This is a genomic window from Afipia sp. MLSD5-FHT05B12 (genome assembly GCF_058793355.1).
In genome coordinates this window covers 531,422-546,437 of record NZ_JBXAFS010000001.1, presented here as the reverse complement: position 1 = coordinate 546,437, position 15,016 = coordinate 531,422, and the positions used below count along the sequence as shown (strand labels likewise).

Here is a 15,016-nt window from a genome sequence, read left to right as displayed (position 1 = left end):
GCCGCCAAATAGCAGTCAAGCTTGCGCAGACTGCGCAAACCTGACTGTGGAGCGCCGTGAGGCGACGCGCTTCCTCAACGCAAGAGGAAGCGAGACAACACATTTGCGCCTCGCGGCGCTCCATGCCCCTCATCAGGGGCGCGAACGAGGCAGGCCTCGTGCGCGCTGTGAGGGGCGAGACTAAAAGCTCACCTCGCGCGATGCGCGAGAACGATGCCGCGTGCGTGAACGGAAGTGGCTGTTTGAAAATTGAATCGGACGTTCGAGATGTGCGCCGTCATCCTGAGGTGCGAGCGCTTGCGAGCCTCGAAGGACGACGGCGACGTGCAGCCAGGCATCCTTCGAGGCTCGCCGCAAAAGCGGCTCGCACCTCAGGATGACGCCTCACATTCAATGTCGTCCCCGCGAAAGCGGGGACCCATAACCACCGCACATCCCGATGACAGCGAGAAGATCGCTCCAGCATATCCCTCAAATTGACGACTCAGGGCGTATGGGTCCCCGCCTGCGCGAGGACGACATGGAGAAAAATCGCGAAGCCGGGCCCGTTGGCGGGGACGACGCGAAGAGAGATCACGCACCACGCCGCATCGCATACTTTGTCAGCGCGCGTTAACTCCCCGCCCAGACGTCGAGCACGTAACGGTTTTGCGTCCCCATGGCATCGATCCATTGCAACGCGGCCGCCTCCTCGGCCCCGGTCCGCTCGCGATAGATTGCCGTCAGCACGCGCTTGACGTCCGGCTCCATCTTGCCGCCGTCACCGCACACGTAAATGACCGCGCCGGCTTCGATCAGTTTCCAGACCTTGTCCTTTTGCGCGGCAATCAAATCCTGCACATAGCTCTTGGGCGTGTCCGCCCGCGAGAACGCGACGTGCAGTTCGGTGATGCCCTGATCGGCGAAGCCTTTCAGTTCGTCGGCGTAGAGGAAGTCCTGCTCGGGGTGACGGCAGCCGAAAAACAGCATCGACGGGCCCAGCGACTGGCCCCTGGCTTTCATCGCCGCGCGCTCCTGCAAAAAGCCGCGGAACGGCGCGAGGCCGGTGCCGGGGCCGATCATGATGATCGGCGTCGTCGCCTTCTCCGGCAAGCGGAAACCGGCCTTGGTCTCGCGAACGGTGGCATAGACCACATCACCCGGGCGGCGGCTGGAGAGATAGTTCGAGCAGACGCCCTTGTAGATGCCTTGCCCTGAAACCGCGGGCGCATCGACCACGCCGACGGTCACACTGCATTTCGAGGCCCCCGCCGCCGCGGGCGACGATGAGATCGAGTAGTAACGCGGCGACAGCAGCGACAACATTTCCAGATAGGTGTGGAACGGCAGCTCGCACGCCGGGTACTCTTCCATCAGATCATAGACCGACTTCCGCTTGGCGAGGATCTCCGAGCGATAGAGTTCGGTTGAAGCAGGATCGTCGCCGGTCAATGCCTCGAGCTTCGGCCTGGTCATCGGGCAGCGGGTGTGCTCCGACATGATCTGAATCTGCTTGCGGGTCGCGACCTGCTGCAATTCGACGAATTCGCCGAGCAGCCGGCCGACCGACACCGCATTATCGACCGGAAGCTGCGCACGGCGGCCTGTCGCCACCTGCAACTTCACCTGATCGGTCGGAAGAAAGCCAAAGCGCCGCGCCACCGCGTCCACAAGCGCCGGCGCATTACGCGGCACCACGCTGAGATGGTCGCCGACACGATAGCTGACGCCGTCGGGCAATTCGACTTCGATATGCCGCGTCGAGCGCGTGGACGGATTGGCGCCGGATTTATTCTGCAATTCGTCGTTGACCAGAAGCTTGACCGGCACCGCGCCGCCGGACGCCGCGATCGTGTTGACCGCGCTGTGCGCCACCGGCTCGATCTTGTAGAGCGGCTCGTCATTGGCTTCGCGCGTGAAGCCGGTGTCGATACCGGCTTCCTTCCCGGCAAGCTCGCGCACCGATTTGAACCATTTCTCGAACTGTCCATCGAGATCGTCGCGGGCATCACCCTCTCCGCGCGGCAACCCGGCCTTCGCGCCATGGGCGGTAAGCTGCTCGTCAATCAGGCGCGGAATCGACTGGTAAGTGGCCAGCCAGTCGCTGTTGCCGCAGCCGAACACAGTATAGCGAACCCCTTGGAAGGCATCCTTTGGAAGATCACTGTTCAGCCAGTTGACGAACCTGGTCGCATTGTCCGGCGGCGCGCCATTGTAGGATGCGCAGAAAATGATGACGTCGCCCTGATCCTTCAGATTGCCGACATAGTCGTCGAGCGGCGCAAGCTTGGTGGCGAAACCATTGACCTCGGCCAGATCCGCGACGCGATGCGCCAACTCTTCGGCAGTGCCGAGATTGGAACCATAGAGAATGAGCAGCGGCGTGTTGTGACCGGGCCGAACCCGCGCCGGCGCGGCGGTCCCGGACGTGTCTGCGACCGCGGCCCCGGAACGACTGGCGACAATGGTGCGATCCTTGTCCGAACGCGCCCGCACCTTGATCTTGAAGCCGTCGGGCTTGATCGTCAGTGTTTCCTTCAGATGCATCTGGTAGCGCGTATGGTCCAGCAGCTTGAAGCGCTGGAGGATCATGCCGAGCGCGAGAGCAGCCTCATGCATCGCAAAGCCACGGCCGATACAGGCGCGCTGACCATTGCCGAAAGGCTTCCAGGCGTTGGGCGGACGCTTGATCTCGGCCTCACGGCTGAAATTCTCCGGATCGAACACGTCCGGGTTCGGTCCCCACACCGACGGATCGCGATGCAGCGCCATCACCAGGATCGTAACGAAGGTACCTTTCCGCAGCTTGTACTTGCCGCCGATGGTTTCATCCTTGAGCGGTGACACGCCGTAAGCGGGCGCCGGCGGCCACATCCGCAGCGACTCTTTCAGGATCTGTGAAATGTAGTGAAGCTGCGTGACCTGCTGGAAGGTCGGCTTGGCGTTGATGTCGGCGCCGAGAACGCGGTCGACTTCCTCATACGCCTTCTTCAGTACCTCCGGGTGCTTGAGCATGGCGTAGATCGCGCAGGACAACAGGCCGCTCGTGGTCTCGTGACCGGCGATCAGAAAGGTGTTGATCTGGTAGCGGATGTTGACGTCGTCGAGTTGCTCGCCGGTCGCCTTGTCCACGCCGGTCATCATCGCATTGAGCATGTCTTTCGTGCCAGCAGCAGCATCCGCGTTCTTGCGCCGCTCGGCGACGATTTCATCGACCATCTTGTTCATGAACGCGACGTCCGCCGCCATGTCGGTCCGGCGCGCGCGCATAAACAGCCCTTCCAGCGGAAGGCCGCGCGTCATCATGATCGTTTCGAGCGAGCGTACCAGCGCGCCGACGAACGGGTGATAGTCCTCGCGGTAGAATGAATTGAATCGATAATCGAAACCGCACAGCCCGATGGTATCGAGCGTCAGCGCGGTCATGTCGTGAACGACATCGATTTCATCGTCGGCGTTGAGGCGTTCCCACTTCTTGACGAGTTGCTCGGCGATGTCGACCATCATCGGGTGATAGGACTGCATCGCCCGGCCGCCGAACGGCGACAGCAGAATGTTGTGCGCCTTGTTCCAGTTCGGCTCGGTTGTGTCCGCCGTGAACAGACCATCGCCGCCGATCGCGCGCACGCGGCGCAGCGCTCCGCGCACCGCCTTGTCGAAACGCTTCTCGTCGCTCAGTTCGTTGACGAGTTCGAATCCCGAGACGATGACCAGCGGCTGGCCCATCATGTCGAGCCAGAAGATCGGTCCAAGCTCCCTGGTTTTGCGTACCAGATCCTGCACAGGCGCGGTCGAATCCAGCGACAGCATGTTGCCGACGACCGGCTTCTTCGGCGGATGCGGAATCGGATTCAGCTTGTTCTGGGACGCCATCGCTCGGGTATCTCCTGCCCACGTGACTTCATTGATGCCCGGCTGGCCCGGAGCTTTTCTCCGAAGCTACTGTTCCGGCGCATCTTTTGCAAAGAACTTATAAGGCAAGGGCATTGGCTGCGGCCTCCCGGCAGCGTTACCCGAAACGCCGCCTGCGCCATTCGAGGATTTTGGCGCTGACCTCGGCGGGCTGCTCCTGCTGGGTCCAGTGGCCGCTATTCTTGATCAGGTGTTTTTCGAGATCCGGAACAATATTCTCCATCCCGTCGCACGAGGACGGCGGAAGCACCGCATCGTTCTCGGCCATGATCATCAGCGAGGGCACGCGCACCGTGTGGTCGATATGCGCCGAACGCTCCCAGTTACGCGTCATGTTGCGATACCAGTTGATCCCGCCGGTGAAACCCGAGACCTTGAACGCATCCACGAACACCTGCATTTCCTCGGGCGTCAGGATTTTATCTCGCGGGTCGAGCTTGCCATCGTAGCCCGCGACCATTTGCGGAAACGCCATGTTCAGCTTCGGCGACGCACCGAGACCAGCCGCAGGCGGTCCCTCGCCTGCTTCCACCGGCTTCTTCTGCGGCATCGGCTTGCGCATGAAGAAGTCGAAGGATTGCTCGACGCGCCCATCGAATATCCTGTCGGCGCGGCGGTCAGGGTCCTGAAACTGCGCAATATAGAGGTGATCGCCATATTTCTTCCGCAACAGCGCGATAGGATCCTCCTGTGTTCGCGGCGTATGCGGCGTGTTGATGCCGATCACCCCCGCCACCCGGCCCGGATAGCGCAGCGGCATCTGCCAGACGATGAACCCGCCCCAGTCGTGGCCGACAAAGATCGCCTTGTCGATGTTGAGATGATCCAGCAAACCGACCAGGTCGGCGGTGAGGTTTTCAATATCGTAGGCTTCGACCTGGTCCGGACGGTCCGTTGCGCCGTATCCGCGCTGGTCGGGTGCAATGACCCGAACACCCGCCTCGCTCAGAGCCTTGATCTGATGCCGCCAGGAAAAAGCGATCTCCGGCCATCCATGGCACAGCACCAGTGGCGGCTTGTCTGTCTTGGGACCGGCTTCGTAGAAGCCCATGCGTATGCCATTGACCTGAGCATACTGAAGCGGCGGCATTTCCATCATTGCAGGCGCCACGTCTCAGCTTGCCGCGCTTGCACGGTTGCCGTGCGGTGCGACGGCCGCGGCAAGAAGCTCGAACTCCTTGGGCAGCATGTTCGCCAGCACTTCGACATGCGGGATAATGTTCGCTCCGGCGATGAAGCCGAAATCGAGCTGATCGCGGTAGCTCTGCACGGTGATGTTCAACGCAAGACCATGGGTCGAGATCGAGACCGGGAAGATATGGAGCAATTCCGCTCCCACCGCATAGAGCGTCTGACGCGGCCCGGGCACGTTCGAGATCGTGACGTTTGCGCTCGGCGGAAGCACATCGGACAGGTTCGAGCGGCTGTAGAGCAGCGCCAGCACCTGAATCAGGATCGGCGCGCCCAGCATCGAGATGTTGGACATCGATGGCATCAGCGCGCGCAGCGGATGCGACATTTCCTTTGACTTCGCTGACTGGGCGATGATCGCCTGAAGGCGCTCCTTCGGGTCTTCGATATTACTCGCCAGCGAGCAGATCATCCCGAACACCTGGTTGTTCGCTTCGGTGTTGCCCTCCTCGCGCAGAGAAATCGGCACAGCCGCAGTCAGCGATCGGCTCGGCAACCCGCCATGCTCAAGCAGATACCTGCGCAGCACGCCGCTCGACAGCGCCAGCACAACGTCATTGAGCTTGCCGCCGGCCTGCTTGGCGATCGCCTTTGCTTCCGGCAGCGAGACCGAGACACCGGCGAAACTGCGCTCCGACGAAATCGTTTTGTTCAGCATGGTCGAGGGCGAAACCATATTCGCCAGACTATCGCGGGATTTCGGGTCAGAGACCTTCGCGACCATGTCGCGGATGCTTTTGACGGTTTCCGGCACCCCGCCAAGCATCCTGATGCCGCTTTCGATCTGGAACATCGCATTGTCGAACAGGACAGATCCAAGATCGCTCTTGCCGCTACGCGGCAGATCGAAGCTCTTGGCCTTTGACGCATCGAGCGGCTGACGCCAGAGCTGCGTGTAGGAATCGAGCATGTTGGCTGCGATGTCCCGCGGCTCGTTGGCTTGCTTGTTCGGAACGACCTTCGGAAATTCACGCGGCACCGGCGTGATGTCATAGATCATGTTGGTGAGCGCAGCGCCCGCGCCGCCGTCGATGCAGGCATGATGCATCTTGGAATAAAGACCGACCTCGTTGTTCTCCATGCCCTCGAATACATAGAACTCCCAGAGCGGGCGCGCCCTGTTGAGCAGCTTGGCGTGAATCCAGCCCACCGTGCGTTCCAGGGTCGCTCGATCATGCGGCGCCGGCAGGCCGCCGCGGAAGATGTGGCGATTGATGTCGAACTGATCGTCCTCGACCCAGCTCGGATTATCGATGTCGAGCGGCGCCTTCTCCAGTCGCGCCTTCAGGATCGGCGCAACATGAATCCGGTCCGCGATCATCTTCTTGAAGTCTTCGAAGAAGTCGCCCTGATAACCGTCCTTCAGCTTGAAGATCGCCATGCTTCCGACGTGCATCGGCATCTCGGGCGTCTCGAGATAAAGAAACGACGCGTCCATCGAAGACAGCTTCTTGGCATGGCTCATAGTACCCTCCCGTTTCAGGCGAGATCACGATGCCCCGGAAATTCGTTTTCCGTTCTCCTGCACCGTGCTCCGACAGCCGCTGTCGCCTTTCAGGCGATCTCGTCCGGCAATATTCTTTTTACGCGCCAGCTTTCTCCGGTCGCGCATAGGCCAGCGCGAACGGCCCCGAGCGATCGAACGGATGAAACTCGCCTTCCGGTTGCGCGAGTCGGTCGGCGACAGCCCATAGCGCGGCAGCGTTCACGCCAATACCGATATGGCTCGCGAGCGCAATCTCGATGTTTTCTGCCGTATCGGCTTCGCGCACGAGGCAAGTCCGCCAGTTCACGATTCCGTCGGTGCGGGTATAGAGCGACGATGTCGGCACCGGCAGATCGCCGGACAGCGCGTGAATGTCCTTGATGTCAGCGTCCTCGATGGTTTCGCCCGAGACCATCTCGTACACGCGCTTGGCGTTTGTCGCAGTGACGTCGCCCGCGAACGGGCTGCCCAGTGTCACGACATAACGGACCATCTCAGGCATTCGTAACGCCAGGTCGCGTGCGTAAACGCCGCCGAGACTCCAGCCGACCAGACTGACCTTGCGGCCTGTCGCGCTGTGAACGCTGGCCAGCAATTTGCCGAGCTTTTCGCGCATGCTGTAGACGCCGCCTGTGTTCCGGCCGAAACCCCATGGATGGGTCGAGAACCCGAGCAGATCGAGATAGCGCCGCAGGATGAGTGTCGAGACATCGCTCGCCAATAGACCAGGCAGGACCAAAACTGGATGACCGTCGCCGCGCGGTGCCGTCAAAAGCGCAGGCGCCATCAACAAGGTGGCGTTCAGCTCGAACACCCCTCGCCCCTCGGCGAGAAACAGACCGAGATTCGGCGGACGTAATCGGCCCTTTTCCGCGAGGTGGCTCTCGTTAACTGTCATCGCGACCTGCCCGGGCAAACAGCTTCATCACACTACGCTCTTACTGCTCCGCATTGAGGCAGTCCGCATAGTCTAGAAGCATGTCGGGCCTCATGCCAATCGGGTTTCGGTGAAAACGGCGGCGTGGTGAATTTTATTGCTCTGCACCATGTTCCGTAACAAGGTGGACGAAGCCGCCGTCTGAGGAATCGCAGCATGCGACCTCATGCCCTTGGACCGGCCCCGACGCATTTGCCACCCAATTGCGATAGCCTGTGACAACGATGGCCCGAGACCTTTCATGAGTACGTACCGCCTCGACCACCTGTTTTCGCCGCGCTCGATCGCAATCGTCGGCGGGAGTTCGAAGCCCGCCTCTGTCGGGGGCGCGACATTGCGCAATCTGCTCGCCGGCGGCTTCAGCGGACCGATCTACATCGTCAACCGCAAACATTCCGAAATCGAAGGCATCAAGACGTATCGCGACATCAGGGACATTCCCGAGATACCCGATCTCACGATCATCTCGACACCGCCCGCGGCCATCCAGGATATTGTGAAAGCCGCGGGCGCTCGCGGATTCCCGGCCGCGATGGTGCTTTCCGCGGGTCTCGGCGTCGGCACCGGATCTTACACGGAGGCGATCGCGCAGACGGCGCGGAAGACTGGCCTGCGCCTGATCGGACCATCGCTCGGCGTTCTGGTGCCGCGCATGAAACTGAATGCCAGTTTTGGGTCACGCTTGCCGCAAATCGGCGACCTTGCGCTGATCTCGCAGTCCGGTGCGATCTCGACAGCGCTGGTCGAATGGGCGGCGAACCGCAACGTCGGATTCTCGGGTATCGTCTCGACGAGTGAAAATCTCGATGTCGATTTCGGCGACCTGCTCGATTATTTCGCCCTCGACACGGACACGCGCGCCATCCTGCTCTACGTGGAATCGATCAGCGACGTGCGAAAATTCATGTCGGCGGCGCGGGCCGCCGCCCGCGTCAAACCCGTGGTGGCGATCAAGTCGGGCCGCCACTCGCAAGGCGCGCGCGCAGCCGCCACGCATACCGGCGCGCTGGCCGGGTCGGATGCGGTTTACGATGCAGCGTTTCGCCGCGCCGGTTTGTTGCGCGTGCTCGACCTCGACGAACTGTTTTCCGCCGCTGAAACACTCGGGCACCTGCAATCATCGCATGGCCACCGGCTTGCGATCATCACCAACGGTGGAGGGCTTGGCGTACTCGCGGTCGATCGGCTGATCGACCTCGGCGGTGAGCTTGCCGGCTTGTCCGAAGACGTCAAGAAAAGCCTCGACAAGGTGCTGCCGGAGCGATGGTCAGGCGCTAATCCCATCGACATTCTGGGCGACGCGGACGGCGAACGCTATGCGAAAGCCTGTGAGCTCGTGCTGGGCGACACCGCGAACAATGCGGTCCTGATCATGAATTCGCCCAACACGCTGGCCTCACCACTTGAATCCGCGAAGGCCGTTGTCGCGGCGGTGAAAAAGTACCGTGCCGAGGCCTATTCCCGCAAGCCGGTATTCGCGGCATGGGTCGGCGACAACGGAGCCGCCTCCGCGGTATTTGGCGAAGCGGGCATTCCGCATTTTCCAAGCGAAGCAGACGCCGTGCGCGGCTTCATGCATATCGTGCGCTATCGCGAAGGTCTGGACGTCGCGATGCAGACGCCGCCCAGCCTGCCGGAAGATTTCGCGCCGGACGTGGCGGCCGGGCGCGCGATCATCCAGAACGCGTTACGCGACCGCCGGGGCTGGCTCAATCCGATCGAAATCAACGATCTCTTCGCGGCCTATTCGATCCCCATCGCATCCGCTGTGCTGGCGCAGGATCCGGATCAGGCGGCGCGCGCGGCGACCCCTATCCTGGCGGAAGGGAATACGGTGGTGGTCAAGATCAGCTCGCCGGACATTCTGAACAAGTCAGACGTCGGCGGCGTGCGTCTGAACCTGACCAGCGAGCGCGCGGTTCACGATGCGACCGACGATATCCTGCAACGGGCCCGCAAGATGCGGCCAAAAGCCCGCATCAACGGCGTAACAATCCATCCGATGATCTTGCGTCCGCGTGCCCGCGAGCTGATCGCAGGTCTCGCCGACGACCCCACTTTCGGTCCCGTGGTGGTGTTCGGACGCGGCGGTACGGCGGTCGAAGTCATCAACGACAAGGCGCTGGCGCTTCCGCCGCTCGACCTCAATCTGGCGAAGGGCCTGATTGCGCGCACCCGTGTCTCGCGTATTCTCAAGAGCTATCGCGATGTTCCCGCGGCGGACGAAGGCGCGGTCGCGTTGCTGCTGGTGAAGATCGCGCAAATGGCGGCGGACCTGCCGGAGATTCGTGAACTCGATATCAATCCCCTGCTGGCCGACAAGGATGGCGTCATCGCGGTCGATGCGCAGGTATCGATTGCGCCACTGAGCGACGCGCTTCGCGGCTCAGGTCATTATCGCTTTGCGATACGGCCATATCCGAAAGAGTGGGAACGGCACACCACGCTCAAGGACGGCCGGAATATCTTCGTGCGGCCGGTCCGGCCCGAGGATGAACATCTCTATCCGGAGTTCTTCTCGCACGTCAGCCAGGAAGACATCCGGCTGCGGTTCTTCTCGGCGATGAAGGAGCTGACTCATCCGTTTATCGCGCGCCTGACGCAGCTCGACTACGCCCGCGCGATGGCCTTCATCGCCATCGAGGAAACCACCGGCAAGATGCTCGGCGTGGTGCGCCTTCACACCGAAGCTGACTTTTCCAGCGCCGAATTCGCCGTGCTCGTCCGGTCCGACCTCAAGGGTGTGGGGCTCGGCCTGCTGTTCATGAAAATGATCGTCGAGTACGGGAACGCGGAGGGCGTGCGCGCCATCCGCGGCCAGGTCCTGAGCCGGAATGCCAGAATGCTCGATATGTGCCGGCGGCTCGGATTTCAGATCGGCCCCGATCCGCAGAACTCGGACATCTCGCTTGTGGTTCTGCCGCTTGCGGAACGAGCCAAGTAAGTTGCGTCAGGGAACGAGCACGGCGCGGCCGACAAGCTTGCCCTTTTTCAGATCGTTGAGCGCGGAATCGACCTGCTTCAGCGGCACCTTGGTGACCGGAATCGGTGCGATCTTCTTCTCGCGCACCAGATCGATCAGCTCCTGCGTTTCACGCAGATTGCCGACATAGCTGCCCTGAATCGTGATCGCCTTGATCGGAATCAGTGGCAACGCCCATGGCGCGCCGCCGCCGAACAGCCCGACCATGACAAGCTTGCCGCCCTTGCTGAGACAATCGAAACCAAGCTGCGCCGTCGCGGCGTTGCCGACCAGATCGATCGCGCCAAGAACAGGCCTGCCCGCTTTCGCTGCGATCTGCTGCAAGGCGTCCGGCGCGGCGCCGTTGACAAATCCGAGCGCGCCGGCCTCCTCCGCAGGCTTGCGCTTGCTCTCATCGATATCGACAACGATGGCGCCCTTGCCGCCCATGGCCTTGAGGATCGACAGCGCCATCAGACCCAGCCCGCCGGCACCGAAGATCACGATGGGTTGGTCCAGAATCGATTCGAGTTTCTTGATCGCGCTATATGTCGTTACGCCCGAGCACGCATAAGGTGCGGCGGTCACCGGATCGAGACCTTTGAGGTCGAGGAGATAACGCGGATGGCGGACCGTGATGTGATCGGCATAGCCGCCGTCGCAATACACCCCGATCGAATTCGGCTTGACGATGCACATGTTCTCATCGCCTGCCTTGCAGGTTGCGCATTCGCCGCAGCCAAGCCAGGGGTAGACCAGCCGCACATCGCCGACCGCCACGCCCTTCGCATCGGGCCCGAATGCAACAACTTCGCCGACCGTCTCGTGTCCCATGGTGAGCGGCAGCGACACCCCGCGGTCCTTCAGGGACAGCGGCTTGCGGCCGTGCCCCAGATCATAGCCGCCCTCCCAGATATGCAGATCGCTGTGACAGACGCCGGCGGCTTTCACCTTGAGCAGAACCTGAGTGCCCTCAGGCTTTGGGGTCGCGATGTCCACTTCCGTCAACGGTGTGTTGAATTCAGTGACCTTGAAACTCTTCATCGCGTCTCTCCCTTTTCTTATGCAGCCGTCCGGTAGCGTGCGGATGCTGTTCGGGCGGGAGTAGAGGCGAGCCGAGGCAGCCCTGTCAATATGGCGCGGCCCCCCCGCCCGTCCTCGCCGCGAGATGAAACTTGGCCAAAGGCCTCTTATGGATTACCCAAGACCGGCTGGCACAACGCTCGCCGGCGACATCGAGAGCAGCCGCGATGACCGACCAGTTTGACTGGAATCTTGTTCGATCGTTCCTCGCCATCACGCGCACCGGCAGCATGACGGCGGCGGCGAAACGGCTGAAGATCGACTATTCGACGCTCAGCCGGCGTATCGCCGCGCTGGAAACATCGCTGGGCTCCCAACTGTTCGACCGCCGCACCAGCGGCTCGTCGCTCACCGAGGCTGGTGAGCGGCTGCTCGAAATGGCCGAGCAGATGGATCAGCTTGCGACCTCGGCGGCGCAATCGATCGGCGACTCGAAGGCGCAGGCCACCGGCGCCGTGCGCATCGGCACGCCGGATGGTTTTGGAACCAAATTCCTGGCGCCGCGACTGGGCGAACTCAGCGATCGCCATCCGGATCTCACCATCGAACTCGTGGCGATGCCGCGCGAATTCAATCTTTCCCGCCGCGAAGCCGACATCGCGGTGAGCCTGACGCAACCAACTGAAGGCCGGTTGCATGGACGCAAGCTGACAGATTACGAACTCGGTCTCTACGCATCGCACGACTATCTGGCCAACAACCCCGCCGTTGAGACCGCTGCGGATGTGCCATCTCATCGATTCATTTCATACATCGACGATCTGATCTTCTCGCCTGAACTCGAATACGCGCATTTCGTATCGCCGGATTTGCGCCCGGCGATCAAGAGCTCCAACCTGATCGCGCAACTCAATTCCACTCTCGCCGGCGCAGGCTTGTGCGTGCTGCCGTGCTTCATCGCGCTCACAGAGCCGCAGTTGGCGCGGGTGCTGCCGAGCTTCCGCCTGATCAGGACATTCTGGCTGTTGCTGCATAGTGACCTGCGCAACATCGCGCGCGTGCGTGTCACGGCGGATTTCATTGCCGAACAGGCAAGCAAGGCTCAGGCGCTGTTCATGCCGAACGGGCAGAAGTAAATCGGCCGGCGTCCGCCCTGCACCCTATGGACTAGTAGCAATATCCATAACAACCGCCCGGATTTGTATTCGGCGGCGGCTGATTGACCTGATTGGTCTGGTTCGATTGCGACTTGTTCTTCGCGATGGCGTTGCCGCCGTCGAAAATCGAGAAATATCCGAGGGGATCAGTTCCCGGCGGCTTCGCAGGATCAGTGACGATGGTCTTGCCGAAGCCGAGCCGCGCGGCCATCTGGTCGGTCGGCAGATCGGATATGCCGCCGGTCTGGCCAGGCCCGCTGGTCAGCGCGGCCATGATCTTCTGCAGCAGGAAGTCCGGAATCGGGAATGGCTCGGGGATCGGATCGTTCGGACCTGACACCCACGTCATATAACCGGGACGAACGATCACTGAGCCGACATTGTTCTTGATGACCACCGAGCCGACGTGGCCGATGACGATCTCGCCCTTCGCCTGTGACAGCTTGGGATCGGAACCGGCGAAACCCGGCGGGATCGGATAAACCACCGTCGCCACACCGCCGCGGATGCCCAGCGTCGCCACCGGCGTCTTCACCGTGACGCCCGCGGTGTGGCTGATCTGTCCACCGACGAAGCGCATGACGCCCTTCGAGACTGTCGCCACCATCTTGCCGGTCCCGGCGGCTGGATCGTAGACGTACTCGTCGATGACGATGTTGCTGTTGCGACCGACATTCAGCGTCGAGGTGTCGGGAAACATGATCTGCGTCGACCCCTGCGCCGATGTCTGCACCCGCTCTTTGTAAATAATATTCGTACCGATAGTGAGCGTGCGCGTTCCGGCGCCCGGCGGTGTTCCGGTTGCATCGAGATTGACGGCACCGACCCGCCCCGAGTTCTGGGCTTCAGCCGCTGGAATAAGCGCCGTCGTGGAGAGCAGCACCGTCAGAAACGACGTGAGGTATGTCTCTTTGGAAAATAACATCTGCTGCTGCCCTCAGAAACGAGCGGTCGGACCGAACATCACGGAGAAATTATCCAGGCGATAGTTCGGCAGCGAGGAGTTGGTCTTGTCGTACTGAACCGCGGCTGAAATGCCGAAGTTCTTCGTCACAGGTGCATTGAACAGCGCGCCCACCGACCATTGGTTATCACTGCGAGCGACCAGCGGATCGATGAACGGATTTGCAGCATCGAAGCGGGTCTCGATCCATCGCGCGAACGGCGCCACGCTCCAGTTGCGCGACATCCACACGAACGGCGGCGCGAACTCAAGCGTTAAGGCGGCTTCGAAAGCCCACTGATCGAAAGACTGGAACACAAAAGAGGCATCACCACGACGGTACAGTCCGCGCGCGTCGAGCTTGATCTGCTGCGCGATGTTCCAGCTCGCCGTGAGACTGGTCGTATACCAGTCGCTGGAGCCAAAGCCCGCAACAGGATCGGCGTTCCTGAAATCCGCACGGCGCCATTCGAAATCAGGACCGAAGGTAAATCTGTCGTTCACCGGAATTTTCACGCCAACACCGGCGCCAGCAGTCGAAAAGTACGACGATCCGCCAACCCAGGTATTCCCACCGACCACATAAGGCTTGATGGTGACGCCCGGCAGAAGTTCAGGCGCGAGCGCGAGCCGGGGACCGAAGCTGACGTCGACGAAGCCGACGTTCAGATCCTTCAGGCGCGATTGCTCGGTGAGATATCCAACGGCGCGCGTTTCGAGAATGTCGCCGCGTTGGTTTTGCAGATCATAGTCATGGCTCAAGCCAACAAGCCCGAACCAGTTGATGTCAGCCTTCCGCTGCGCGGTCGGAAGCAACGCCAGATCCTGCCCCCCGAGACGCAGGACACCGCCGCCGGGCGCGAAACTCGCGTTACTCTGCGAGCGAATGCCGGTCTGCGCGAAACCGGAGAACCGGCTCGGCTGAAGCTGCTTCTCGGTGTCGGGCAAATAGGTTTCGATGCGCTCCCTGGTGATCGCATCGATATCCGGGCTCGCGAGAGCCTCCTTGAAGTAACGCTTCGCCATCTCATAGGAGCCGAGCCGGAAATACAGCGCGCCGAGTTCGTATTTCACGCGCGTCAATTTGGGATTGTAAAACAGCAACCGCTCGAGCGCACCGATCGCGGCTTCGTAATCCCCGCGCGCGGTCGCAACTTTCACGTAAGAAAACGTGATTTCGTGATTGCCGGGATTGCGGACCATCCGCTGAAACAGGTTCTGCTGCTCTGACGCGTCCTGCGCCCGCGCGATTCCGGCATGGGCGAAAAAGACAAGCGCGCAAATAGCCCAGATGCTGCGGGCCGACACGGCCTGCGCCCGCAAACCCACCTGAGGCAATACTCGAAACCACATTTCATAAATTCCCGCCGTCAATGCTCCGGGAAGAACCATAAAAGCAGCCTTTAATCAACGCTGTAGGACTCAT

9 protein-coding genes are annotated in these 15,016 nt (G+C 61.4%); 2 read left to right on the top strand and 7 right to left on the bottom strand.

Going from position 1 to position 15,016, the window contains the following annotated elements:
- Window positions 1-612: 612 nt before the first annotated feature.
- From AC1Q6J_RS02335 to AC1Q6J_RS02320, 4 genes are all read right to left on the bottom strand, one after another.
- Window positions 613-3,852, bottom strand: a complete 3,240-nt coding sequence (locus AC1Q6J_RS02335) for a bifunctional cytochrome P450/NADPH--P450 reductase (RefSeq protein ID WP_492277710.1) — start codon at window positions 3,850-3,852, stop codon at window positions 613-615.
- A 136-nt stretch (window positions 3,853-3,988) separates the two neighbouring features.
- A complete protein-coding gene (locus AC1Q6J_RS02330; protein WP_492277709.1) occupies window positions 3,989-4,990 on the bottom strand; it encodes an alpha/beta fold hydrolase in 1,002 nt (333 codons plus the stop codon).
- A 15-nt stretch (window positions 4,991-5,005) separates the two neighbouring features.
- Window positions 5,006-6,547, bottom strand: coding sequence for a WS/DGAT/MGAT family O-acyltransferase (locus AC1Q6J_RS02325; RefSeq protein WP_492277708.1), 1,542 nt, complete (start codon window positions 6,545-6,547; stop codon window positions 5,006-5,008).
- Between the two features lie 118 nt (window positions 6,548-6,665).
- A complete protein-coding gene (locus AC1Q6J_RS02320) occupies window positions 6,666-7,466 on the bottom strand; it encodes an esterase/lipase family protein (protein ID WP_492277707.1) in 801 nt (266 codons plus the stop codon).
- A 280-nt stretch (window positions 7,467-7,746) separates the two neighbouring features.
- On the opposite strand from AC1Q6J_RS02320, the gene AC1Q6J_RS02315 reads away from it, so the two are divergent.
- On the top strand, window positions 7,747-10,449 hold the full coding sequence (locus AC1Q6J_RS02315) for a bifunctional acetate--CoA ligase family protein/GNAT family N-acetyltransferase (protein WP_492277706.1): 2,703 nt from the start codon (window positions 7,747-7,749) through the stop codon (window positions 10,447-10,449).
- 6 nt (window positions 10,450-10,455) lie between these two features.
- Here AC1Q6J_RS02315 and AC1Q6J_RS02310 read toward each other — a convergent pair whose 3' ends face one another.
- Window positions 10,456-11,511, bottom strand: coding sequence for an alcohol dehydrogenase (locus AC1Q6J_RS02310; protein ID WP_492277705.1), 1,056 nt, complete (start codon window positions 11,509-11,511; stop codon window positions 10,456-10,458).
- Between the two features lie 206 nt (window positions 11,512-11,717).
- Between AC1Q6J_RS02310 and AC1Q6J_RS02305 the strand changes: the two genes are divergently transcribed.
- On the top strand, window positions 11,718-12,626 hold the full coding sequence (locus tag AC1Q6J_RS02305; RefSeq protein ID WP_492277704.1) for a LysR family transcriptional regulator: 909 nt from the start codon (window positions 11,718-11,720) through the stop codon (window positions 12,624-12,626).
- 31 nt (window positions 12,627-12,657) lie between these two features.
- Here the strand turns inward: AC1Q6J_RS02305 and AC1Q6J_RS02300 are convergent, their stop codons facing one another.
- The gene (locus AC1Q6J_RS02300) at window positions 12,658-13,572 is read right to left on the bottom strand and encodes a FecR family protein (protein WP_492277703.1); all 915 of its coding nucleotides are present in this window, start codon (window positions 13,570-13,572) and stop codon (window positions 12,658-12,660) included.
- A gap of 12 nt (window positions 13,573-13,584) precedes the next feature.
- Complete coding sequence (locus tag AC1Q6J_RS02295; RefSeq protein ID WP_492277702.1) at window positions 13,585-14,943, bottom strand: tetratricopeptide repeat protein; 1,359 nt, start codon at window positions 14,941-14,943, stop codon at window positions 13,585-13,587.
- Window positions 14,944-15,016 lie beyond the last annotated feature (73 nt).

What these genes read in the sequence shown, in the direction of transcription:
- AC1Q6J_RS02335 (WP_492277710.1), bottom strand. Translation starts at nt 3,852, where the DNA reads ATGGCGTCCCAGAACAAGCTGAATCCGATTCCGCATCCGCCGAAGAAG.
- AC1Q6J_RS02330 (WP_492277709.1), bottom strand. Translation starts at nt 4,990, where the DNA reads ATGATGGAAATGCCGCCGCTTCAGTATGCTCAGGTCAATGGCATACGC.
- AC1Q6J_RS02325 (WP_492277708.1), bottom strand. Translation starts at nt 6,547, where the DNA reads ATGAGCCATGCCAAGAAGCTGTCTTCGATGGACGCGTCGTTTCTTTAT.
- AC1Q6J_RS02320 (WP_492277707.1), bottom strand. Translation starts at nt 7,466, where the DNA reads ATGACAGTTAACGAGAGCCACCTCGCGGAAAAGGGCCGATTACGTCCG.
- AC1Q6J_RS02315 (WP_492277706.1), top strand. Translation starts at nt 7,747, where the DNA reads ATGAGTACGTACCGCCTCGACCACCTGTTTTCGCCGCGCTCGATCGCA.
- AC1Q6J_RS02310 (WP_492277705.1), bottom strand. Translation starts at nt 11,511, where the DNA reads ATGAAGAGTTTCAAGGTCACTGAATTCAACACACCGTTGACGGAAGTG.
- AC1Q6J_RS02305 (WP_492277704.1), top strand. Translation starts at nt 11,718, where the DNA reads ATGACCGACCAGTTTGACTGGAATCTTGTTCGATCGTTCCTCGCCATC.
- AC1Q6J_RS02300 (WP_492277703.1), bottom strand. Translation starts at nt 13,572, where the DNA reads ATGTTATTTTCCAAAGAGACATACCTCACGTCGTTTCTGACGGTGCTG.
- AC1Q6J_RS02295 (WP_492277702.1), bottom strand. Translation starts at nt 14,943, where the DNA reads ATGTGGTTTCGAGTATTGCCTCAGGTGGGTTTGCGGGCGCAGGCCGTG.